Consider the following 21,887-nt stretch of genomic DNA (forward strand, 5'->3'; position numbering starts at 1 on the left):
GCAGCCCCTATATGCCGCCGGGGCGGCCGGGCCGTCGCAGGGATGGGTGAGTCGTGACGAGACGCGATCGGGACGGTCGGCATGCGGGGCGCGGGCTCGGCCGGATCGGGACGGGGATCCGGGCGGGGATCGGGACCGGGCTCGCCGGACCGGCCGTGCTGGCGGCTGCGGCGCTGCTCGGCGGCTGCGCCGCCCAGCCGCCGAGCGGCACCGCGTTGCCGAGCATCTACCTGCCGCTCGCCAGTAACAGCGCGCATATCGACGTCGAGGCGGCCCGCGACATGATCTCGTCCTACCGCCGCAACCGCGGCGCGCCGCCGCTGACGGTCGATCCCGAACTGCAGCGCCTCGCCGAGGCCGAGGCGGCCGCCATGGCGCTCGCCGACCGGCCGAGCCGGGCCCAGACCGTCAAGGCCGCCGTCGAGCGGCTCGGCTACGCGAACGTCAACGCCAACCTCTCGGCGGGCTACCACACCCTGGCCGAGGCCTTCTCGGGCTGGCGCGAGAGCCCGCCCCACGACGCCACCATGCTGGCGCCCGGGGCGACCCGGATGGGGATCGCCACCGCCTACGCGCCGGGCTCCAAGTACAAGGTCTACTGGGCGCTGCTCACCGCGAAGTAGCGGAGCCCCGCCGGACGGCATGGCGGGGGGCTGCCTTGCCGGCGGCGGAGGCGAATCTGTCGTCCGGACGCCATCGGTCCTGAACGGCGCGAAGGCCGCGCCGACGCCGGGCGTGTCGGGCACCGCCCGCGCCCGGGACGCGGCGGGTCCGCGCTAAGCTTTGGTAAACTTTGCTGAGGCAACCGTGAAGGCGACTGTTTCGAACCTGTATCGGCCCGTCATCGCCCGTTCAGGCAGGCGCTGGCATACCCGTTTCGTACGAGGGGTTTGACTCGGATCCGGCGCCCATGCCGGCCGCGCGGACCTCCTCGGTGAAGGCGTGAGACCCGGGTCACACGGGCCGCGCCAAGGGTGGCGGAGCGGTACGATGGTTCGTCTGTACGGGCGGGTCCTGGGATTCCTGAAGGCGGAGCGGCGGCTGGCCATAGGTCTGGCCGCCACCAACGTGGTCCTGGCGATCGCGGCCTTCGCCGAGCCCCTGCTGATGGGCCGGATCATCGACCAGCTGACCCATCTCAAGCGCGGCGGCGACGCCATGGGCACGATGCTGCCCCTGCTCGCCGCCTGGGTGGCGTTCGGTTTCTTCACCATCGCGGCCGGCGTGTTCATCGCGCTCCACGCCGACCGGCTCGCCCACCGCAACCGCCTGTCGTCGATGGCGAGCTACTTCGAGCACGTCCTCGACCTGCCGCTCGCCTTCCACTCGGCCAACCATTCCGGCCGGGTCCTGAAGGCGATGCTGGAGGGCACCAACGGCATGGCGTGGCTGTGGCTCGGCTTCTTCCGCGACCACCTCGTGGCGCTGGTCTCGCTCGGCGTGCTCCTGCCGATGACCCTGTTCATCAACTGGCAGCTCGGCTCGATCCTGGTAGTGCTGGTGCTCGCCTTCACGGCGCTCACCACCTTCGTGATGCGCCGGACCGAGACGCTCCAGGGTCAGGTCGAGGAATTCAATTCCGGCCTCGCCGCCCACGCCTCGGACGCGCTGGGCAACGTCGCGGTGATCCAGTCCTTCACCCGCGCCAAGGCCGAGAAGGAGGCGATGCGCGGCATCATCACCAACCTGCTCGCCGCGCAGATCCCGGTCCTGTCCTGGTGGGCGCTGGCCAACGTGGCGACCCGCGCCTCGGCGACCATCACCATGACGGCGATCTTCGTCACCGGCATCTGGCTCTATCAGGCCGGCACCACCACGGTGGGCGAGGTCGTGGCCTTCATGAGCCTCGCCACCGCCTTCGTGGCCCGGCTCGACCACGTGGTCGGCTTCGTCAACGGCCTGTTCCAGCAGGCGCCGAAGATCGCCGAGTTCTTCGAGATCTACGACACCGTCCCGGCGGTGGCCGACCGGCCGCACGCCCGGCAGGTGGCGCGCTTCGAGGGCTCGGTGACCTTCGACGACGTCGCCTTCTCGTACGACGGCCGGCGCCAGGCGCTCGACGGTGTCTCGTTCACCGCCAAGCCCGGCGAGACGATCGCGCTGGTCGGCACCACCGGCTCGGGCAAGTCGACGACGCTCGGCCTCCTGCACCGCAGCTTCGACCCGGCCTCCGGCGCGATCCGGATCGACGGGATGGACATCCGCGACGTCGGCCTCGCCTCGCTGCGCCACAACATCGGCGTGGTGTTCCAGGAGCCGATGCTGTTCGCCCGCTCGATCCGCGAGAACCTGCAGGTCGGCTGCCCCGACGCCACCGACGCCGAGATGCTCGACGCGCTGGAGCGCGCCCAGGCCAGCGCCTTCATGGCGCGCCAGGCCGACGGGCTCGACACGGTGATCGGCGAGCGCGGCCGGTCGCTCTCGGGCGGCGAGCGCCAGCGGCTCTCGATCGCCCGGGCGCTCCTGAAGGACCCGCCGATCCTGATCCTCGACGAGGCGACCTCGGCGCTGGACGCCGCCACCGAGCGCAAGCTCCAGGGCGCCCTGGAGACCGTGATGGAGGGCCGCACCACCTTCGTGATCGCCCACCGCCTCGCGACGATCCGCGACGCCGACCGGATCCTGGTGTTCCACGAGGGCCGGATCGTCGAGGCCGGGACTTTCGACCAGCTGGTGGCCGAGGGCGGCCGCTTCGCCGAGCTCGCCCGGGCGCAGTTCATGGCCGCCCAGGCCGACGAGGAGGAGGGGCTGGCGCTGGCGGCCTGAGCGCCTCCGCCCCGGCTATCCCCCGCCGGACAGGAGCCCACTTCCTCGTCCCGGGACCGCGCAGCGGGCCCGGGATCCGGAGGCGCCGACTGCCGAGATGGTGCGCCGGCAGGGATCCTGGTTTGCGGGCTCGCCTTCGGCGCGCCGGGATGACGGCGTCGAAACCCGTGCCCGGGCAGGTCGGCCCGGCGGTCGTCAGCTGTTCGCGGCGGCCCTGCGGCCCTCCATCTCGGCCCGGCGCGCCAGCATCTTCGCCTGCAGGCGGGTGCGGCGGGCTGCGATCACCGTGCCGTTGATCTCGCCGCCGAACAGGAACATGGCGGCGAGCCAGTAGAGGAAGACCAGGAACACCATCGCGGTGGCCAGCCCCCCGTAGGTCGACGCGTAGGCGTTGGAGAACCGGTCGAGGTAGTAGCCGAAGCCGAGGCCGGCGAAGAACCACAGGAGCAGCGTCACGCCGATCCCCGGCAGCACCGACAGGATCGAGCGCCGCCCGGCCGCGACGAACTTGTGGGCGATGACTAGCACGACGGCGAGCAGCAGGGCCGTGACGGCGATCCGCCCGATCGCCACCGTCAGGCTCAGGGGCTCCAGACCGGGCGCCACCAGGACGACGTTGCGCCAGATCAGCGGCCCCAGCACCACGAGCAGCGCGAAGGCCAGCATCGCGAAGGCGCCGCAGATCACGTAGCCGATCGATTCGAGGCGGGTCAGCCACCAGGGCCGGCTCTCGCGCAGGCCGTAGGCCCGGTTCAGCCCGACCCGCAGGCTCTCGACGCCCGAGGAGGAGAAGTACAGGGCGAACAGCGCGCCGAGCGTCAGCACGCCGCTGCGCTGCTCGGTGAGCACCCGGTGGACCTCGCCGACGATCGGCTTGGCGATCTCCCGCGGCCACGCATCGAAGATCAGCACCCCGGCCTCGTCGGCCAGCGACTGCGTGCCGAACAGGCCGGCGAGCGCCGCCAGCAGGATCAGGAACGGGAACAGCGAGGTCAGGCTCGAGAGCGCGATGTGGCTCGCGATCGCCCAGCCGTCGTGGGAGACGAAGCGCTGCGCGGCGACGCCCATGACCTGTAATCCGCTGCGGAGAGGTTTCACGGGTGTCCAACGATCCTCGATCGCGCGATCCTCGGGGCGCTCCTCCCGGAGGGAGGCCCGCCGATGAACGGCGCCCGCACCCGCGCGTCAACGCCGCCGGCGCGCTCTGGTCCCGATCGGCCGCCGGTGACGCGTCCGCGCCACGCCGGTGCCCGTCGCGCCGGGCGGGCGAGATCACCGTTGCGCCGGCCGCGCCGGCATGCTCCGTCCGGCGGCCATGCCGCTGCTCTCACGCCCGTCGACGCTCGCGTCCGGCGCCCTCCCGGCGCTGTTCATCCCGATCTGGGCCACGGGCTTCATCTCCGCGCGGGCGGTGGTGCCGCACGTCGATCCGCTCGCCTTCACGGCCGTCCGCTTCACGGCCGTCGCCCTGGTCCTGGCCCTGATCGCCGCGGCCTCCCGGGTGCGCTGGCCGGGGGACCGGGCGGGGTGGCGCGACCCGGTCATCGCGGGCTTCCTGATGCAGGGGGTCTACCTGTCGGGCGTCTTCTGGGCGGTGAGCCACGGGCTGCCGGCCGGCATCGCGGCGCTCGTCGGCAGCCTCCAGCCGCTGCTCACCGCGCTCCTGGCGCAGCCGCTGCTGGGCGAGCGGGTCAGCGGCCGGCGGGCGCTCGGGATCCTCATGGGATTCGTCGGCACCGGCCTCGTGCTCGCCCCGAAGCTCGGCGCCACGGACCCGTCCGGGATCCCGCCCGCGGCGCTGGCCGTCAGCCTCCTGGCGGTGCTGGCGCTGACCCTCGGGACGCTCTGGCAGAAGCGCACCGGCGGCCGGGTCGATCTCCTGGCCGGCGCGACCCTCCAGTTCGTCGGCGGCATGGCCTGCGCCATCCCGCTGGCGCTCGCCTTCGGCGGCGCCGCGTTCGACCCGGCGCCGGCCCTGTGGCTCGGCCTCGGCTGGGCGGTCCTGGTCAACTCGGTCGCGGGGATCCTGCTGCTGCTCGTGCTGATCCGGCGGGGGGCGGTGGCGGGCGTCGCCGCCCTGTTCTTCCTCGTGCCGCCGGTCGCGGCGGTCCTCGGCTACCTGCTGTTCGGCGAGGTGCTCACACCCGTGCAGGGCGCCGGCATGGCCCTCGCCGCCCTCGGCGTGGCGGTGGCGAGCCGCGGCTGAGCTTGCCGCTGAGGCCCGCGCCGGGTCCGACGCCCCTGCGACGGAAGGCGCGGAAACCCTTCGCGCCGTCGCGGTTTGGTGCGCGCGGGCCGGATCGGCCCGGGCCGGCAGCGCGCGAGGCGAGGATGAACCAGGACAAGCCCCGCGAGATCCGCCTCGCCCTCGACGCGATCCCGCTCGGCGGCAAGGCCGAGGGCAAGGCCGGCGACGACGCCGTGCTGTTCGTGCGCGACGCCGACGGGGTGCGCGCCTTCCAGGCGAAGTGCCCGCATCTCGGGGCACCGCTGGCCAAGGGCGAGATCTGCGGCGGCCGGCTCTACTGTCCCTGGCACAAGGCGGCCTTCGCGGTCGCCGACGGCGGCCTGGAGGAGCCGCCGGCGCTGGAATCGCTCACCCGCTATCCCGTCCGGATCGAGGGCGGCGAGGCGGTGGCGACGCTGACCCCCGAGCCGGGCCCGGCGCGAAAGGCCGAGACCCCGGTCGGGACGGTCCTGATCGTCGGCACCGGCGCGGCGGCCGCGGCCTGCGTCACCGCGCTCCGGCGCGCGGGCTTCGCGGGGACGATCACGATGGTCGGCCGCGAGGGCCACCCGCCCTACGACCGGACCAAGCTGTCCAAGCAGTTCCTGGCGAAGCCGACTCCGGCGGAGAAGACCCTGCTGGAGCCGGACTTCGCCGCCGCCCACCGGGTCGAGCGCGTCGAGGCCGAGGCGACGCGGATCGACCCGGCCCGCCGCAGCGTCGCGCTGGCGGACGGGCGCACGCTCACCGCCGACGCGCTGCTGATCGCCACCGGCAGCCGCGCCGTGGTGCCCGACTTCGAGGGCCGGGACCTCGACGGCGTGATGACCCTGCGCAGCCTCGACGACGCGGTGCGGCTCAGCGCCGCGGCGGAGCACGCCCGGCGGGTGGTGGTGATCGGCGCGGGCTTCATCGGCCTGGAGGCGGCGGCCTTCCTGACCAAGCGCGGCCTGTCGGTGACGGTCCTGTCCCGGGAGGAGGTCCCCTTCGCCAAGCGGTTCGGCGAGGCCGTGGGCGCGGCGCTGAAGCGCTACCACGCCGGCAACGGCGTGACCTTCGTCACGGGCAGCGTCGCGCGGATCGCCGGCACCGGCTCCGTCGAGGCGGTCGAGACCGAGGCCGGGGCGCGGCTCCCGGCCGAGCTCGTGCTGATCGGCGCCGGCGCCGCGCCGGAGACCGGGATCGTCGCCGGGGCGGAGCCCGACGAGACCGGCGGCCTCCCGGTCGACGCCGACCTGAGGCTCGCCGACAACGTCTGGGTCGCGGGCGACATCGCGGCCTTCCCGGAGCGCGGCAGCGGCGTCACGGCGCGGATCGAGCACTGGCGGCTGGCGCAGCAGCACGGGACGCACGTCGCCCGGGCGATGCTCGGCGCCGAAGGCGCCTTCGCGGGCGCGCCGTTCTTCTGGAGCAACCAGGGCGACAAGCGCCTCGATTACGGCGGCTACGCGCCGGATTTCGAGCGGATCATCCTGCAGGGCGACCCGGCGGCGCTCGACTTCATCGCCTACTACGTCCGCGACGGCCGCGCGGTGGCCGCCTGCAGCATCGGCCGCAACCCGGCCTTCACGGCGTTCCTCCACCTGCTGGGCGAGGGGCGCGTGCCCGGCCCCGACGCGATCGAGTCCGGCGCCGATCTCGCCGCTCTGGTGTGACGGCCCGGCGGGATCGGCGCGACATCGGGGCGGCCGGGCGGATGGAACCAGGTGCGGCGGTCCCACTTTCGGTAGACGCCGCCCGCCGTCTCGAGAGCCGGGCCCGCACGGGAGGCCCCATGAACCAGATCATCGTCGTCGCCCTCATCTGCGCCGCCTCTGTCCAGGCGCCGGACTGCTCGCGCGAGACCGCCATCGACGTGGTCACCGGCCCGGCCCACACGCTCCAGGAATGCCTCGTCCAGGGACCGGTCCTAGCGGCCAATTCCGGCTTCAAGGGCGAGGACGGGGCCTACGTGAAGACGCGCTGCGAGCAGAGGCGCTGAGCGGATCCGGTCCCGCGCCCAGCTTTCGGCGGGCGGAATGCGCGATCATCAATGTCCGGACATGTGCCCGTCGCCGCGCCGGTCCAGCCTCGACTTCGCAGGGCTGCGCGCCGGCCCGCCAGGGTCGGTATTCAACTTGAGTTCAAGGCGGGCCAAACGAAATCTGCTTCGGCTCCGGACCGCGACGGGTTAAAAGAGCCGATCCAAGAAGACGCCACGCGAGCCAAAAACCATGTCCGCATCCCCCGCCATCCAGACCGAGCCGCAGGATATCGCCGCCCTCGCCAAGGCCGCCGGCGCGAGCGCCAAGGCCCTCGTCGCGGAGGCCACCCGCCGGGTCCGCACGCGGATCCTCGGGACGGACGGGCGGATCGACGCGGCCAAGCTCGAGAGCCAGCAGCACGCCGCCCACGGGCTCGCGTGGCTCGCGACCTACGCGGAGGCGGTGAACGAGCTCGGCGGCTACGCCGAGCGCCTGCAGGCCGAGGGCCGGTTCGGTGAGACCGAGGCGCTCCTCGTCCGGATCGGCGCCGGGGAGTATCTCGACCAGCTGTTCTCCGGCATCCCGATGAGCCAGGGCGAGATGGTCCGCCTCACCGGGTCGCTCGGCCTCTCCGCCAAGGAGGTGGCCCAGTACCGCACGGACGCGGTCGAGACCCTGATCGCCGAGGGCAACACGCCCGAGAACCGCGCCGCCCTGGTGGCGCAGATGCGCGACGGCGGCGGCTCGGCGACCGTCGGCGCCTCGGGCCTCGACGAGGACATGGAGGCGATCCGCTCCGAGATGCGCCGCTTCGGCAAGGCCGAGGTGGTCGATCAGGCGCACGAGTGGCACCTCAAGAACGCCTACATCCCGATGGAGATCGTGCAGAAGATGGCCGAACTCGGCGTCTTCGGCCTGACGATCCCCGAGGAGTACGGCGGCATGGGCCTGCCGAAGACCGCCATGTGCGTGGTCTCGGAGGAGCTGTCCCGCGCCTATATCGGCGTCGGCTCGCTGGGCACCCGCTCGGAGATCGCCGCGGAGCTGATCCTGTGCGGCGGCACCGAGGAGCAGAAGCAGCGCTTCCTGCCGAAGATCGCCAGCGGCGACATCCTGCCCACCGCCGTCTTCACCGAGCCGAACACGGGTTCGGACCTCGCGAGCCTGCGCACCCGCGCGGTGAAGGAGGGCGACACCTGGAAGATCACCGGCAACAAGACCTGGATCACCCACCCGGTCCGGGCCGACATCATGACGGTGCTCGTCCGGACCAAGCCCGAGGAGAAAGGCCACAAGGGCCTCTCCATGCTGATCGCCGAGAAGCCCCGCGGCACCGACGGGGAGCCCTTCCCGGTCGAGGGCCTGTCGGGCGGCGAGATCGAGGTGCTCGGTTACCGCGGCATGAAGGAGTACGAACTCGCCTTCGAGGGCTTCGCGGTGCCGGGCGGCAACCTGCTCGGCGAGGTCGAGGGCAAGGGCTTCGCCCAGCTGATGCAGACCTTCGAGTCGGCCCGCATCCAGACCGCGGCGCGGGCCATCGGCGTCGCCCAGTCGGCCCTCGACGTCGGCCTGCGCTACGCCGAGGAGCGGGTCCAGTTCGGCAAGGCGCTGGTGAACTTCCCCCGGGTGGCCGACAAGCTCGCCATGATGGCGGTGGAGATCAACATCGCCCGCCAGCTCACCTACTTCTCGGCCCGCGAGAAGGACGAGGGCAAGCGCTGCGACCTGGAGGCCGGGATGGCCAAGCTGCTCGGCGCCCGCGTCGCCTGGGCGGCCGCCGACAACGCCCTCCAGATCCACGGCGGCAACGGCTTCGCGCTCGAGTACCCGGTGAGCCGGATCCTGTGCGACGCCCGCATCCTGTCGATCTTCGAGGGCGCCGCGGAGATCCAGGCCCAGGTGATCGCCCGCCGGCTGCTCGAAACCGCCTGAAAGCCCAGCTAGATCTGGGGAATAGTGCGTATCTTGGGATTATAAGTCGGCATATGAACCCGGCTTAAACGAAGTCCCTGCTTCCTGGCGCCCGGTGAACAACTGGGGCGGCTCGGTGAGCGCGCAGCGAGACGACGGACAGACGGGCAAGAGCCTCCTCCGGCACTGGCAGGATTGCCGGACGCCGGGGGCGCCGATCCCGTCCTACGAGGCCGTCGTGCTCGGGAGACTCGGCCGCCTCGCCGACCGGGCCGCCCTGGTGACGACCCGCGACGGGCGGGCCGCCCGGATCCTCTGGGCGGGCCAGGCCTTCGGTGCCTGGCTCGCGGACGGCGCAGACGGCGCAGACGGCCTGTCGGCCGGGACCCTGCCGGTCGACGCGCTCCCGATCGAGTTGCGCGAGCCCGTCGACGAGATGGTGGCGGCCGCCCGCGCGTCCGGCCAGCCCGCCTACGCCCGGTGCGACCGCCTCGCCGCCGGGGTCGTGACCTCGACCCGCCTCGTCGGCGTGCCCCTGGGCAACCGCTGGGGCGAGCCGTTCGTGCTGGTCGGGTTCGACGGGGCGAGCGTCCGGACCGAGCTGGTCCAGGCGCTGTTCACCGCCACCGACCAGGGCATCCTGGCCCTCAGCACGGTCCGGGACGCCGCGGGCCGGCCGGTCGATTTCAAGATCGTCGCCCTCAACCGCGGTGCCGAGCGCCTGCTGGAGCGACCCGCCGCCGCCCTGCAATGGCAGCGCGTGGGCCAGCTCTTCCCGGGGGCGGTCACCGCGCGGACCATCGCGACGCTCGCCGCCATGGTCGAGCGGGGCGGGCGCTCGGCCTTCGAGCTGAGCCGTCCCCGGTCCGACGGCGGCACGCTCTTCCTCAAGGTCGAGGCCGGCTGCGTCGGCGACCTCCTCTCGGTCACCATGACGGATGTCGGCGACATCAAGGCCCGGGAGGCGTCGTTCCGGCTCCTGTTCGAGAACAACCCCGTGCCGATGTGGGTCGTGGCCGACGCGCGCGACCGCTTCCTGGCGGTGAACGACGCGGCCGTCGCCCATTACGGCTACAGCCGCGAGCAGTTCCTGAGCCGGGCGCCGGCCGACCTCGCCATCGCGGCCGAGGAGGCGACCGGGCTCGGCCCGCCCTCCGCCGCCGGCTCGCTCCACCGCCGCGCCGACGGCTCGGCGATCGAGGTCTCCCTGTTCCGGCGGGCGATGCCGTTCGAGGGGCGGCAGGCCGTGCTCGAGGCCGCCATCGACATGACCGAGCGGCGCCGGGCCGAGGCCCGCATCGCCCACATGGCCCATCACGACGCGCTCACCGGGCTGCCGAACCGCGTGCTGTTCCGCGACCGCCTCGCCGAGGCGATCGCCCGCCACGCCCGGGACGGCGAGGAGGCGGTGCTGCTCTGCCTCGACCTCGACAAGTTCAAGATCGTCAACGACACGCTGGGCCACCCGGTCGGCGACGCGCTGCTGCGCGAGGCGGCCGAGCGGATCGCCGGCTGCCTGCGCAAGGACGACCTCGTGGCCCGGCTCGGCGGCGACGAGTTCGCCATCCTGGTGCGCGGGATGGATCTCCCGGCGCTGGTCGACGGGCCGATCGCCCGGGTGATCGCCGAGCTCGGCCGGCCCTTCCGCCTGGAGGGTCAGGACTGCCACATCGGCACCAGCATCGGCGTCGCCTGCCTGCCCCGGGACGGCACCGATCCCGAGACGCTGATGAAGAACGCCGACCTCGCCCTGTACCGGGCGAAGGCCGAGGGCGGCGGGACCTTCCGGTGCTTCGAGCCGGAGATGGATGCCTGGGTGCAGGCGCGGCGGCGGCGCGAGAACGAGCTGCGCGAAGCCTTCGCCCGCGGCCAGTTCTCGCTGGTCTACCAGCCGCTCGTGGACGCCCGCGCCGACCGGATCCTCGCCTTCGAGGCGCTGCTGCGCTGGCACCACCCGGAGCACGGCCCGGTCTCGCCGGCCGAGTTCGTGCCGCTCGCCGAGGAGACCGGCCTGATCGTGCCGATCGGCGCCTGGGTGATGCAGACCGCCTTCGCCGAGGCGGCGACGTGGCCGGAGACGATCCGGCTCGCCGTGAACCTGTCGCCGATCCAGTTCCGCAACCGCACCCTGGTCGAGACCGTGCGCGGCGCGCTCGCCGCCACGGGCCTCGACCCGCGGCGCCTCGAGCTGGAGATCACCGAATCGGTCCTGCTCGCCGACAGCACGGCCAATCTCGCGACGCTGCACGCGCTGCGGGACATGGGGATCCGGATCGCGATGGACGATTTCGGGACGGGCTATTCCAGCCTGAGCTACCTGCGGAGCTTCCCGTTCGACAAGATCAAGCTCGACCGCTCCTTCGTGAGCCAGGTCGGGGAGAACACCCACTGCACGGCGATCGTGCGGGCGGTGGCGAGCCTGGGCACCAGCCTCGGCATCGCGACCACCGCCGAGGGCGTCGAGACCGCCGAGCAGCTCGCGATGCTCCGCGCGGAGGGCTACGACGAGGTCCAGGGCTTCCTGTTCAGCCGCGCGGTCCCGGGCCCCGAGGCCCGCCGCCTGATCGAGCGCGGGCGGGCGGCGGTCCCGGACGACCGGGCGGCCTGACGCCGCCCGGCCCGCGCCGGTTCCGCGGGCCTACTGCGGGCCTACTTGGTGATCTTCACCGAGACCGGGTCGCTCGACGGGAAGGTCTCCTCGAGGGCGTCGTCCAGGCGCTCGTTCAGCTTCTCCTGCTTGTTGTCGGGATTCTTGGCGTCGCCCGGCTTGGCGCTGCCCTGCTGGAAGCCCGGCTTGGTCTCGTTCGGCTTGTGGGTCTCGGCCATGTCGCTCGCTCGTCGGTGACGGAGGCACGCAAGGGTGCCGGTGCGCAACAACGCGGGGGCGGGCGGGTGTTTCCGATCTTTCCGGCCTGATCGGTGTGCGCCGTCCTCGCGAGCGCGGCGAAGCGACCCCGGGACGGCGCCACGGGGCGAGGCGTCCCGCTGCCCCGGATTGCTTCGCCGCGCTCGCGAGGACGCGCGCACCGGAATCGTCGTCAGGCGGTGGCGAGCGGTCGCCCGAGGGGGCCGCGGGCCGGTGCGCGGGCCGCGGCCTCGCGCAGCACCGTCCCGTAGACGGCCTCGAGGCGGTCGAGATGGGCGTCCAGGGTCAGGGGCGCGGCCCAGTAGCGCTCGTGGGCGGCCCGGCCCATCCGGGCGGCGAGACCGTCGTCGGTCAGGCGGCGCAGATGCGCGGCGAGATCGTCCGGGTCGCCCGAGCGGAACCAGAAGCCGGTCTCGCCGTCGGCCACCGCCTCGCGGCCCGCGCAGGCGTCGCTGACGATCACCGGCGCGCCGCAGGCCAGGGCCTCGTAGACGGTGAGCGGCTGGCCCTCGTACCAGACGCTCGGGAAGACCAGCGCCCGGGCCCGCCGCATCAGCGCCTGCACGGCCGCGGCGTCGCGCCAGCCGAGCATCACCGCCTCGGGATAGCGCGCGGCGAGCTCGGCCCGCTCGGGGCCGTCGCCCACGAAGGCCGCCCGCACCCCCGCCCGCCGGGCCGCCTCGGCGAAGATCGGCGCGCCCTTCTCGGTGGAGATCCGCCCGACGAACAGGAAGTCGCCCGGCGGGCCGTCGTGAACCGGCGCCCGCGCCACCGCGATGGGGTTGTCGACCCGGTGGAAGGCGGTGCCGCGGGGCAGGAGCGGCCGCACGACGCTCTCCTGCAGGTCGCTGATCGTGATGACGTGGGCGAACAGCTCCGGCAGCCGGGCCACGTGGGCGAGGCCGGCATGGCGCACCATCCGGGCCACCTTGCGCGGGTAGCTGCGCGCGTCGCAGTTCGCCACGATGCAGGCCGGCGACATCGGGGTGCGGTGGCAGATCCGCTGCGCCGGGTAGGCGTAGAAGCCGCCGGTCGGGCAGACGAGGAAGAACTCGTGCATCGTGTAGAGGCAGGGCAGCCCGGAGGCCCGGAGCGCCGTTCCGATCGACGGCGACAGCGCCTTGGCGAAGGCGTGGACGTGGACCAGCGTGTCGCGGGGATCGCAGGCGGCGAGTTCCGCCGCCAGGGCGCGGCAGGCCGGCCCGTTCCAGATCGCCTGGGCCGCGAAGGCGAGCTTGCTGCGCGCGGTGGTCACGTCGTCGTGGTCCAGGCAGACCACCCGGATGCCGGCCAACTCCAGCCGCGGATCGACCGGGCCGACCGCGGCGAACAGGCTGACGCGGATCCCCCGGGCGGCGAGCCCCAGGGCGGATTCGATGGCCACCTTGGCCTGGCCGCCGTTGATCGCGGCGTGGTCTGCGACGAGGACGACGTGCACGTCAGGACTTCCGCCGCTGCGATCCGGGTCCGGGATCTGTATCCGGCCGCGGTTGATCGCCCGTAAACCGGTCTGCCCCATCCTCCCGGCCTGCGAGACCGATCGGCACCGATCGGGGCCGACGCGATCCTCGGGAGGGTCACCATGCACGTCGTGATCCTGGCCGAGTTCGCGGCCGCCAGCGGCGGGGCCGAGAAGGTCGCGCTGGAATCGGCCCGCGGGCTCGCCGAGGCGGGCCTCGCCGTCACCTACATCCAGGCGATCCCGGGCCCCGTCGACCCGCTCCTCGACCATGCCGGCATCCGCCGGATCGACCTGGGCCTGCCGGACATCTGGTCGCTCGGCGCCGCGCGGGCGGCCGCCGCCGGGATCTGGCACGCGGCCGCCGGCCGCCGGCTCGCCGCGGCCCTCGCCGGGCTCGCCGCGCCGCCGGATTGCATCCACCTGCACCAGTGGACCCGGACCCTGTCGCCGGCGATCTTCCCCGTCCTGTCGGAGACCGGGGTGCCGCTGGTCGTCACGCTGCACGACTACGCCCTGGCCTGCCCGAACGGCGTCTATTACCGGTTCGACCGGGCCGAGCCCTGCGGGCTCGCGCCCCTGTCGGCCGCCTGCCTGGCGGCGCCCTGCGACCCGCGCAGCCGGGTCCACAAGGCCGTCCGCGTCGCCCGCGCCACGGCGCTGCGGCAGGTCGTCGGCCGGGCGGGCCGACGCCGCCCGCTCCACGTCGTCCATGTCTGCGACGCCAGCCGGGAGCGGCTGGGCGCCCTCCTCGGCGGCTACGCCCTGACGCATCACCGGGTCGACAATCCCGTCCGGCTCCCGGACGGGCCGGCGGCCGAGCCCGCCCGCGGCGACGCGATCGCCTATGTGGGGCGCCTCACCCGCGAGAAGGGCGCCGACCTCGTGGCCGACGCCGCCCGCGCCGCGGGGCTCCCGGCCCTGTTCATCGGCGCCGGCCCCCTGGAGGCGGAGCTGCGCGCCCGGGACGGCGTCGAGGTGATCGGCTGGCAGCGGCCCGAGGCGGTCTGGGCGACGCTCCGGGCCCGCGCCCGGGCGCTCGCCGCGCCGTCCCGCTGGTACGAGACCGGGCCGCTCACGGTCTACGAGGCCCTGGCGGCCGGCATCCCGGTCGTGGCCTCCGACCGCTCCGGCGCCGCCGAGAAGGTGCGGCACGGCCGGACCGGCTTCGTGGTCGCGCCGGCGATCGGCCCCCTCGCCGAGGCGTTCGGGGCGCTCCGGGACGACGCCCTGGCGGGCGCCCTCGGGGCGGAGGCGGCCCGGCTCTCCCGGGCGGCGCCGATGGGCCTGGAGCCGCACGCGGCGGCGCTCCGCGCGCTCTACGCCCGGCTGGCCGAGTCGGCGGCTGGTGGTGCGGCGCAGCATCGGCCCGCGCTCGCCCTCTCGCACCGACCCTGACGAGCGCGGTGATATTTGGCATGCCAGAAGAATTCACGATCCGTTCGCGGGCCTCTGGACAGCGAGATAGTTTTTTGCGAAGCGGGTCCCCGCCGGAATAGGCAATCTTGGTGGTCCGTCTCAACGGCGCAGCTTGATCGCAACCTGCTATCGGGTCGCAGTTGCGATTCGATGACTTCGTGAGACCGTCGAATCGGCATTTTATCGGGCTTCCGGGTGCGCGTTTGCCCTCCGAACCTGCACTTGACTTCTTGTTGCGGTGCAACATATAGAGGGGCGTCAACGCGGACGCGTGCGGCGTCCCGCTCCAAGGATGACGCTGGAGACATCGATGCAGACCCCGAACTTCGAGATCCCGACCGAGATGCGCGACTTCGCCGACAAGAGCGTCGATCAGGCTCGGACCGCCGTCGGCACCATGATGGCGAACGCCGTGAAGGCCGCCGAGCAGGTCCAGGCCTCGGGCCAGACCTTCCAGGCGACCCTCAGCGCCGCGGTCGCGAAGGGGTTCGATCACGCGCAGGCCAACGCCAACGCGACCTTCGACTTCGCCCAGAAGCTGGTGCGCACGAAGGACCTCCGCGAGGCGTTCGAGCTCCAGTCCGAGTTCGTCCGCAGCCAGTTCGCCGCCCTCCAGGCCCAGGCCAAGGATTACGGCGCCCTCGCGCAGAACGCCGCCGCCCGCTGAGGCCGGCCGCCCCGATCCGCGATCGGGGCTCGAAGACCGGGATCCGGTGGGCCGCCGAGGGCTCGCCGGATCCCTCGCTCTGACGCCCGGGCGTCACGGGCCCGGCGCCGACACCGCCGGCGAGCCGGCCGCGCACGACCTCCGGCCGCCGCCCCGTCGGGACGGGCCGACGCCGACAGGAGGAGATCGCGCGATGGGAAAGCCGCGTCGACCGAGGAGCCGTCCCGCCGGGACGCCCCAGCCGTTGCAGGACGCGTCGGCCACCCCCGAGATCCAGGCCGCGGACGCCGCGAGCCCGGCGGATCGACCCGCCACGGCGACGGACCGGCCCGTCGAGGCTCTCGGAGCAGCGATGTTCGACACGACGCCCGACGCGGCGTCCGAATTCTCTGCCGAATCCTCCGCTGAAGCGACGCCCGCCGGCGCGGTGGACGTCCCGTCCGACGTGGTGGCAGAGGCCGCCGAGACCACGTTCGAGACCGATTCCGAATCCGAAGCCGGAACCGCGGCGGCGAGCGACATCGCCCTCGCGCCGGCGGCGATCGCCGGTCCGGGCCTCGCCGCGGCCGCCAACCGAATCGTCTTCGCCCCCGACCGCCTCGACGTCGTCGAGATCGGCTCGATCATCGCCCGCTACGTGCGCGGCGAGAGCGAGGCCGCCGTCGCGCATCTGCGGGCGCTCTCGGGCGCCCGCTCGCCGGCCGACGTCATCCGCCTGCAGGTCGGCGAGGTCCAGCGGGCCGCCGACGCGTCCCTGACCTGCTGGGTCACGGTGGTCGGGCAGACGAGCCGGGTGGTCGCGTACCGCTGAGGCGCCGGCGCCGGGACCTGGGACTTGTCGCATCCCGGCCACAAGGCCGTCCGGATCGAACCCGCGGCGGCAACCTCCCGTTAACCAAGCCGGTCCCATGCCTTAACGGAGGGCACGGGAGACGACACCGGACCGATGCCGAACCGCGCGCGCCTGATCCGTTCCGCATGGCTCCGCCTCGCCGTCGCGCTGCTGCCGGCGCTGGCGGGAGCGCCGGCTGCCGCGCAGAACCCGGCGGCCGCGCCGGGCGGCGAGAAGCCGGCCGTCGCCATCGGGGCCGACCTCGCGAGCCAGGCCGGCACGACGCGCCTGACCCTGACGCTGTCCCGGTCCGTGGAGGCCCGCGGCTTCGTGATGGAGCGGCCCGACCGGGCTGTGATCGACCTGCCCGAGGTCAACTTCCAGCTCGATTCGGGGACCGGCAGCCGCCGCGACGGCCTCGTGCAGAGCTTCCGCTACGGCCTGTTCGCGCCCGGACGGTCGCGCATCGTGATCGACCTCACCGCGCCCGCCACGGTCGGCCGGATCGAGACCGCGACGCGGCCGCGCGACGGCGCGGTGCTGCTCACGATCCCGCTCCAGCGCGCCGACCGCGACGCCTTCCGCAAGGCCGCCGCCACCGCCGATCCCGCCCCCGCCCAGGCCCGCGCCGCGCCGCCGGAGCCCGCCGACCAGCGGCCGCTGATCATGGTCGATGCCGGCCACGGCGGCACCGATCCCGGCGCCATCGCGGTGGGCGGCGTGTTCGAGAAGGACATCGTGTTCGGCTTCGCCCAGGCCCTCGTGGCGAGGCTGGAGGCGGGCGGCCGCTACCGGGTCCGGATGACCCGCGACCGCGACGTGTTCGTGCCGCTGGCCGAGCGGGTGCGCCTCGCCCGCGACGCCAGGGCCGACCTGTTCGTGTCGATCCACGCGGACTCGATCTCGGCGGCGCCCCAGGTGAGCGGCGCCACGATCTACACCAATTCCGAGAAGGCCACGGACGCCGAATCCGCCAAGCTCGCCGAGCGCGAGAACCGGGCCGATGCCGCCGCGGGCGTCGACGCCGCCGAGGCGCCGCCGGACATCGCCGACATCCTGCAGGAGCTGACCCTGCGCGAGACGCGGGGCTTCTCGTCGGGCTTCGCCCGCACGCTGATGGGCCAGCTCGCCCCCGTGATGAAGATGAGCGCCAAGCCCCACCGGGAGGCGCGCTTCGTGGTGCTGCGCTCCCCCGACGTGCCGAGCGTGCTCGTGGAACTCGGCTACCTCTCCAGCAAGCGCGACCTGGAGATGCTGCAATCGCCGGAGTGGCGGGCCGACGTCACCGGCTCCATGGCCAAGGCGATCGACCAGTTCTTCACCAACCGCGCCACGCTCGGCCGGCCGGCCCCGACGCGCCGCGCGGCGGCCGCCGCCCCAGTTTCACCATAGATAGAGTGTCGATACGGGACGTCCGACGCCCCGTCGCACGGCCGCCGAAACCGGCATTCCGAGGGGGTCTCACGGGACCGTCCGGGGGCCGGCCGCGCAGCGCGCGGATTGCACGCGCCGGATGAGCCGATTCCGGCATTCGGCCGGGCCAGCGACGAGCGGAACACCGGATGCGTCTGATCCTCCGTTTCTTTGGGATCCTGTTCAGCGCCGCCGCGGTGCTGTTCATGGTCGGCGCGGCGGTGGGTGGCTACTTCTACTGGAAGTACAGCCAGGACCTGCCCGACCACGCTGCGCTCTCCAATTACGAGCCGCCGGTGATGACCCGCGTCCACGCGGCGGACGGCTCGCTGCTGGCCGAGTACGCCCGCGAGCGCCGGCTGTACCTGCCGATCCAGGCGATGCCGAAGATCGTCGTCGCGGCCTTCCTGTCGGCCGAGGACAAGAACTTCTACAAGCACGGCGGCATCGACCCCGAGGGGATCGTGCGGGCCTTCCTGACCAACGCCAAGTCGGGCAAGCGGCAGGGCGCCTCGACCATCACCCAGCAGGTCGCCAAGAACTTCCTGCTCTCCTCCGAGCAGACCTACGACCGCAAGATCAAGGAGGCGCTGCTGGCGCTCCGGATCGAGGCGGCCTACTCGAAGGACAAGATCCTCGAGCTCTACCTCAACGAGATCTTCCTCGGCACGATCGTGCCCGGCCGCAACCTGCACGGCGTCGCGGCGGCCGCGCTCGACTATTTCGGCAAGTCGGTCCACGAGCTGACCATCAACGAGGCGGCCTACCTCGCCGCCCTGCCGAAGGGGCCGAACAACTACCACCCCTACCGCAAGACCCAGGCGGCCCTCGACCGCCGCAACGAGATCATCCGCCTGATGGCGGAGAACGGCTACATCACCCGCGAGGAGGCGGACGCCGCCAAGAAGATGCCGCTCGGCGTCAACCCGCGCGTCGCCTTCCCGAACGCCGCCAACGCCAACTACTTCACCGAGGAGGTCCGCCGCGAGATCTCCGAGCGCTACGGCGAGAAGAAGCTCTACGAGGGCGGCCTCTCGGTGCGCACGACCCTCGACCCGAAGATGCAGGCCTGGGCCCGCAAGGCGCTGGTCGACGGCCTCGTGCGCTACGACCAGGCCCATGGCTGGCGCGGTCCGGTCACCAAGGTCGACCTGACCGGGCGCGACTGGGGCATGGCGGCGGCCGAGGTCCCGGCGCTCGGCGACGTGGCGCCCTGGCGGCTCGCCGTGGTGCTGGGCAACGGCGGCGGCGGCGTGCAGATCGGCCTGCAGCCCCGGCGCGAGGCCTCCGGCCAGGTCGGCAAGGACCGCGAGACCGGCGTGATCGTCCCCGAGGGCATGCGCTGGGCCGGCCGCGCCAATCTCCAGCCCGGCGACATGGTCTACGTCGAGGCGATGGACGGCGGCCGCGGCCAGTTCCGCCTGCGCCAGAAGCCCGAGGTGTCCGGCGCCATCGTGGCCATGGACCCGAATACCGGCCGCGTGCACGCGATGGTCGGCGGCTTCTCGTACGACGAGTCCGAGTTCAACCGCGCCACCCAGGCGATGCGCCAGCCCGGCTCCTCGTTCAAGCCGATCGTCTACTCGGCGGCGCTGGACAACGGCTACACGCCCGCCTCGATCATCCAGGACACCCCGATCACCATCGAGGCCGGCCCCGGCCAGGAGGCCTGGACGCCCTCGAACTACGACGGCAAGTCGGGCGGCCCGCACACCCTGCGCTACGGCATCGAGCACTCGAAGAACCTGATGACGGTCCGGCTCGCCAAGGATGTCGGCATGCCGCTCATCGCCGAGTACGCCCGCCGCTTCGGCGTCTACGACGACATGCTGCCGGTGCTGCCGATGTCGCTCGGCGCGGGCGAGACCACGGTGATGCGCATGGTCACCGCCTACTCGATGCTGGCCAACGGCGGCCGCCGCATCCGGCCGACCCTGATCGACCGGATCCAGGACCGCATCGGCGAGACGATCTACCGGCACGACAACCGCAAGTGCATCGGCTGCGACGCCGAGAAGTGGTCGGGCCAGGACGAGCCGAAGCTGGTGGACGATTCCGAGCAGGTGCTCGACCCGCTGACCGCCTACCAGATGGTCTCGATCATGGAGGGCGTGGTCCAGCGCGGCACCGCCACGATCCTGAAGCAGATCGGCAAGCCGCTCGCCGGCAAGACCGGCACCACCAACGACGCCAAGGACGCGTGGTTCGTGGGCTTCTCGCCGGACCTGGCGGTCGGCATCTATATCGGCTTCGACAAGCCCCGCTCGCTCGGCGACCGCGCCACCGGCGGCGGGCTGGCGGCGCCGATCGCCCTGGAGTTCCTCAAGACGGCCCTCAAGGACAAGCCGCCGACGCCGTTCCGCGTGCCCCCGGGGATCAAGCTGATCCGCATCAACCTCGCGAGCGGCACCCGCGCCGGCTCGGGGGAGGGCGCCGGGACGATCCTGGAGGCGTTCAAGCCCGGCACCGCGCCGCCGGATTCCTACTCGGCACCGTCCTCCTCGGGCGGCGGCGGCCAGGCGGCCGCGCCCGCGGCGGTCGCGCCCGATCCCGACCGGGCCGCGCAGGCCGGCGGATTGTACTGAGGCGGCTCGCCCCGCCCAGCCGCTCTCAGCCGAGATCGCTCTCAGCCCAGGTCGGGTCCGCCCGGCCTGGGCTTTCGCGTTACGGATCCGGGGCGACGGTGCGACGGACGGGTCATCGCCGGGTCGAGAGGCCCGCGATCCCCGACGCCGTCCGGGATTGCGCAGCTTTGCCCGAAGGGCCGGAAGGCGCGGCGTCATGTCCGTGCGGGCCGTTCTCGCGCGGGGGGCCCGCTCCTCAGCACCGACCCGCGTCGCGCTCCGCAGGCGCGCAGAAAAAAGCCGCCCCGGATGGAGCGGCTCGAGGAGTCATCAGGGAGGCATCAAAACAGAGCGGACGTACATGTCCAACTCGACATCCAGATCACTGGATGCCTGTTTATGCCTCGAAAACCTTAATGCGGAGTTAAGTCAATTCTCGCCCGGCGATCTCAGGCCGCCAGACTGTCGAACAGCCCGCGCCCGTCGGTCCCGCCGACCAGATCCTCGACGAAGTTCTCCGGATGCGGCATCATCCCGAGGACGTTCCCGGTCTCCGACAGGACGCCCGCGATGGCGTTGAGGGAGCCGTTGCGGTTCGCCTCGACGGTGATCGCGCCGGCCGCGTCGCAGTAGCGGAAGGCGACCCGGCCCTCGCCCTCGATCCGCGCCAGGGTCTCGGGATCGGCGAAGTAGTTGCCTTCCCCGTGGGCGACGCAGACGTCGATCACCTGGCCCCGGGTGTAGGCGCTGGTGAAGCGGGTATCGGTGCGCTCCACCCGGAGCGTCTGCCGGTGGCAGATGAAGCGCCGGTCGATGTTGCGCATCAGCACGCCGGGCAGCAGGCCCGATTCGCACAGGATCTGGAAACCGTTGCAGATGCCGAGCACGAGGCCGCCGCGGGCGGCGTGGGCCCGGACCGCGTCCATGGCGGCGGCCCGGCCGGCGATGGCGCCGCAGCGCAGGTAGTCGCCGTACGAGAAGCCGCCGGGCAGGACGGCGAGGTCGGTGCCGGCGGGGAGCGCGTGGTCCGCGTGCCAGACGAGGCTCACCTGCGCGCCGGAGCGCCGCAGGGCCCGGACCACGTCCGACTCGCGGTTGGAACCCGGGAAGACGACGACCGCGGCGTGCATCAGAGGATCTCGATCGCGTAGTTCTCGACGACGGTGTTGGCCAGGAGCTTCTCGCAGGCCGTGCGCAGCGTCGCCTCGGCGGCGGCGCCGTCGGCCGCCGACACCTCGATGTCGAAGACCTTGCCCTGCCGGACGCCGTCGACGCCCTCGATGCCGAGGGACCTGAGGGCGGCCTCGATCGCCTTGCCCTGCGGGTCGAGTACACCGGTCTTCAGGGTGACGATGATACGGGCTTTCATGGATCTTCGGGTCTCACGCGTGTCCGGGACGGGAGTGTGACCTGCGACAACATCACACAGACCGTCGCCGGTCGCTTCTAGCAGGAAGGCCGGCGCACTGTCGAACACGCCGCACGCATAGGGATCATTCCGCTGTTCGATACAACTCGAACGCGGAACCCGCGCGCGGGCGCGCGTCAGCGATGCGCCGCCGGGACCGGTCCCCGCAGGGGCTCGATGCTGGTCGCCCGGCGCCAGAGCTGGAGCATGATCCAGGCCGCGAACAGGCTGAACAGGCCCATCAGGACGTGTCCGACCCGCTCGCCGAGATCGAAGATGCCCGCGATGGCCCAGCCCGCCGCGATGGCCACGGCGAAGACCTCGGTGCCGACGAGGACCATCATGCTGATGATGGTGATGGCGTTGCGCCCGTTCACGAGATCCGCCCTCG

At 72.8% G+C, this 21,887-nt stretch carries 18 protein-coding genes; 12 read left to right on the top strand and 6 right to left on the bottom strand.

What is annotated here, in order from left to right; all coding sequences use genetic code 11:
• Nucleotides 1-155: 155 nt before the first annotated feature.
• Together ACLBXO_RS09255 and ACLBXO_RS09260 are read left to right on the top strand one after the other, a co-directional pair.
• Nucleotides 156-623 (top strand): CAP domain-containing protein, encoded by a 468-nt coding sequence (locus ACLBXO_RS09255; RefSeq protein WP_447685232.1) that lies wholly within the window; start codon nt 156-158, stop codon nt 621-623.
• A gap of 367 nt (nt 624-990) precedes the next feature.
• A complete protein-coding gene (locus ACLBXO_RS09260) occupies nt 991-2,766 on the top strand; it encodes a glucan ABC transporter ATP-binding protein/ permease (protein ID WP_447685196.1) in 1,776 nt (591 codons plus the stop codon).
• A gap of 195 nt (nt 2,767-2,961) precedes the next feature.
• Here ACLBXO_RS09260 and ACLBXO_RS09265 read toward each other — a convergent pair whose 3' ends face one another.
• Nucleotides 2,962-3,834: a YihY/virulence factor BrkB family protein gene (locus ACLBXO_RS09265; RefSeq protein ID WP_447685197.1), complete on the bottom strand. Its 873-nt coding sequence runs from the start codon at nt 3,832-3,834 to the stop codon at nt 2,962-2,964.
• Between the two features lie 229 nt (nt 3,835-4,063).
• Here ACLBXO_RS09265 and ACLBXO_RS09270 point away from each other — a divergent pair, with 229 nt between their 5' ends.
• The 5 genes from ACLBXO_RS09270 to ACLBXO_RS09290 all read left to right on the top strand — a co-directional run bounded on the left by ACLBXO_RS09270 (nt 4,064) and on the right by ACLBXO_RS09290 (nt 11,476).
• Complete coding sequence (locus ACLBXO_RS09270) at nt 4,064-4,972, top strand: DMT family transporter (RefSeq protein WP_447685198.1); 909 nt, start codon at nt 4,064-4,066, stop codon at nt 4,970-4,972.
• 125 nt (nt 4,973-5,097) lie between these two features.
• A complete protein-coding gene (locus ACLBXO_RS09275) occupies nt 5,098-6,648 on the top strand; it encodes an FAD-dependent oxidoreductase (RefSeq protein WP_447685199.1) in 1,551 nt (516 codons plus the stop codon).
• A 119-nt stretch (nt 6,649-6,767) separates the two neighbouring features.
• A complete protein-coding gene (locus ACLBXO_RS09280) occupies nt 6,768-6,974 on the top strand; it encodes a hypothetical protein (protein ID WP_331314762.1) in 207 nt (68 codons plus the stop codon).
• A 232-nt stretch (nt 6,975-7,206) separates the two neighbouring features.
• A complete protein-coding gene (locus tag ACLBXO_RS09285; protein WP_331314760.1) occupies nt 7,207-8,889 on the top strand; it encodes an acyl-CoA dehydrogenase family protein in 1,683 nt (560 codons plus the stop codon).
• Nucleotides 8,890-8,983: 94 nt separating this feature from the next.
• The gene (locus ACLBXO_RS09290) at nt 8,984-11,476 is read left to right on the top strand and encodes a putative bifunctional diguanylate cyclase/phosphodiesterase (protein WP_447685200.1); all 2,493 of its coding nucleotides are present in this window, start codon (nt 8,984-8,986) and stop codon (nt 11,474-11,476) included.
• A gap of 41 nt (nt 11,477-11,517) precedes the next feature.
• Here the strand turns inward: ACLBXO_RS09290 and ACLBXO_RS09295 are convergent, their stop codons facing one another.
• Both ACLBXO_RS09295 and ACLBXO_RS09300 read right to left on the bottom strand, forming a co-directional pair.
• Nucleotides 11,518-11,694, bottom strand: coding sequence for a hypothetical protein (locus ACLBXO_RS09295; RefSeq protein WP_012321273.1), 177 nt, complete (start codon nt 11,692-11,694; stop codon nt 11,518-11,520).
• A 212-nt stretch (nt 11,695-11,906) separates the two neighbouring features.
• On the bottom strand, nt 11,907-13,172 hold the full coding sequence (locus tag ACLBXO_RS09300) for a glycosyltransferase family 4 protein (RefSeq protein WP_447685201.1): 1,266 nt from the start codon (nt 13,170-13,172) through the stop codon (nt 11,907-11,909).
• 144 nt (nt 13,173-13,316) lie between these two features.
• Between ACLBXO_RS09300 and ACLBXO_RS09305 the strand changes: the two genes are divergently transcribed.
• The 5 genes from ACLBXO_RS09305 (at nt 13,317) to ACLBXO_RS09325 (ending at nt 20,109) form a co-directional block, all read left to right on the top strand.
• Complete coding sequence (locus tag ACLBXO_RS09305; RefSeq protein WP_447685202.1) at nt 13,317-14,591, top strand: glycosyltransferase; 1,275 nt, start codon at nt 13,317-13,319, stop codon at nt 14,589-14,591.
• Between the two features lie 331 nt (nt 14,592-14,922).
• On the top strand, nt 14,923-15,279 hold the full coding sequence (locus ACLBXO_RS09310; RefSeq protein WP_331314754.1) for a phasin: 357 nt from the start codon (nt 14,923-14,925) through the stop codon (nt 15,277-15,279).
• Between the two features lie 352 nt (nt 15,280-15,631).
• Nucleotides 15,632-16,090 (top strand): hypothetical protein, encoded by a 459-nt coding sequence (locus ACLBXO_RS09315; RefSeq protein ID WP_447685203.1) that lies wholly within the window; start codon nt 15,632-15,634, stop codon nt 16,088-16,090.
• Between the two features lie 135 nt (nt 16,091-16,225).
• Nucleotides 16,226-17,503, top strand: a complete 1,278-nt coding sequence (locus ACLBXO_RS09320) for an N-acetylmuramoyl-L-alanine amidase (protein WP_331314750.1) — start codon at nt 16,226-16,228, stop codon at nt 17,501-17,503.
• 170 nt (nt 17,504-17,673) lie between these two features.
• Nucleotides 17,674-20,109: a penicillin-binding protein 1A gene (locus ACLBXO_RS09325; RefSeq protein WP_447685204.1), complete on the top strand. Its 2,436-nt coding sequence runs from the start codon at nt 17,674-17,676 to the stop codon at nt 20,107-20,109.
• A 428-nt stretch (nt 20,110-20,537) separates the two neighbouring features.
• On the opposite strand, the gene purQ is transcribed toward ACLBXO_RS09325, so the two are convergent.
• The 3 genes from purQ to ACLBXO_RS09340 form a co-directional block, all read right to left on the bottom strand.
• Nucleotides 20,538-21,218 carry a phosphoribosylformylglycinamidine synthase subunit PurQ gene (purQ, locus tag ACLBXO_RS09330; RefSeq protein WP_447685205.1) on the bottom strand — a complete coding sequence of 227 codons (681 nt, stop codon included), beginning with the start codon at nt 21,216-21,218 and terminating at the stop codon, nt 20,538-20,540.
• Nucleotides 21,218-21,457 (bottom strand): phosphoribosylformylglycinamidine synthase subunit PurS, encoded by a 240-nt coding sequence (purS, locus tag ACLBXO_RS09335; RefSeq protein WP_020093986.1) that lies wholly within the window; start codon nt 21,455-21,457, stop codon nt 21,218-21,220. The genes purQ and purS overlap by 1 nt, the downstream gene beginning before the upstream one ends.
• Before the next feature lie 176 nt (nt 21,458-21,633).
• Entirely contained in the window at nt 21,634-21,873 is a 240-nt protein-coding gene (locus ACLBXO_RS09340) for a hypothetical protein (protein ID WP_447685206.1), read from the bottom strand.
• Between the last annotated feature and the right edge of the window lie 14 nt (nt 21,874-21,887).

Source organism: Methylobacterium sp. C33D, assembly GCF_053345825.1.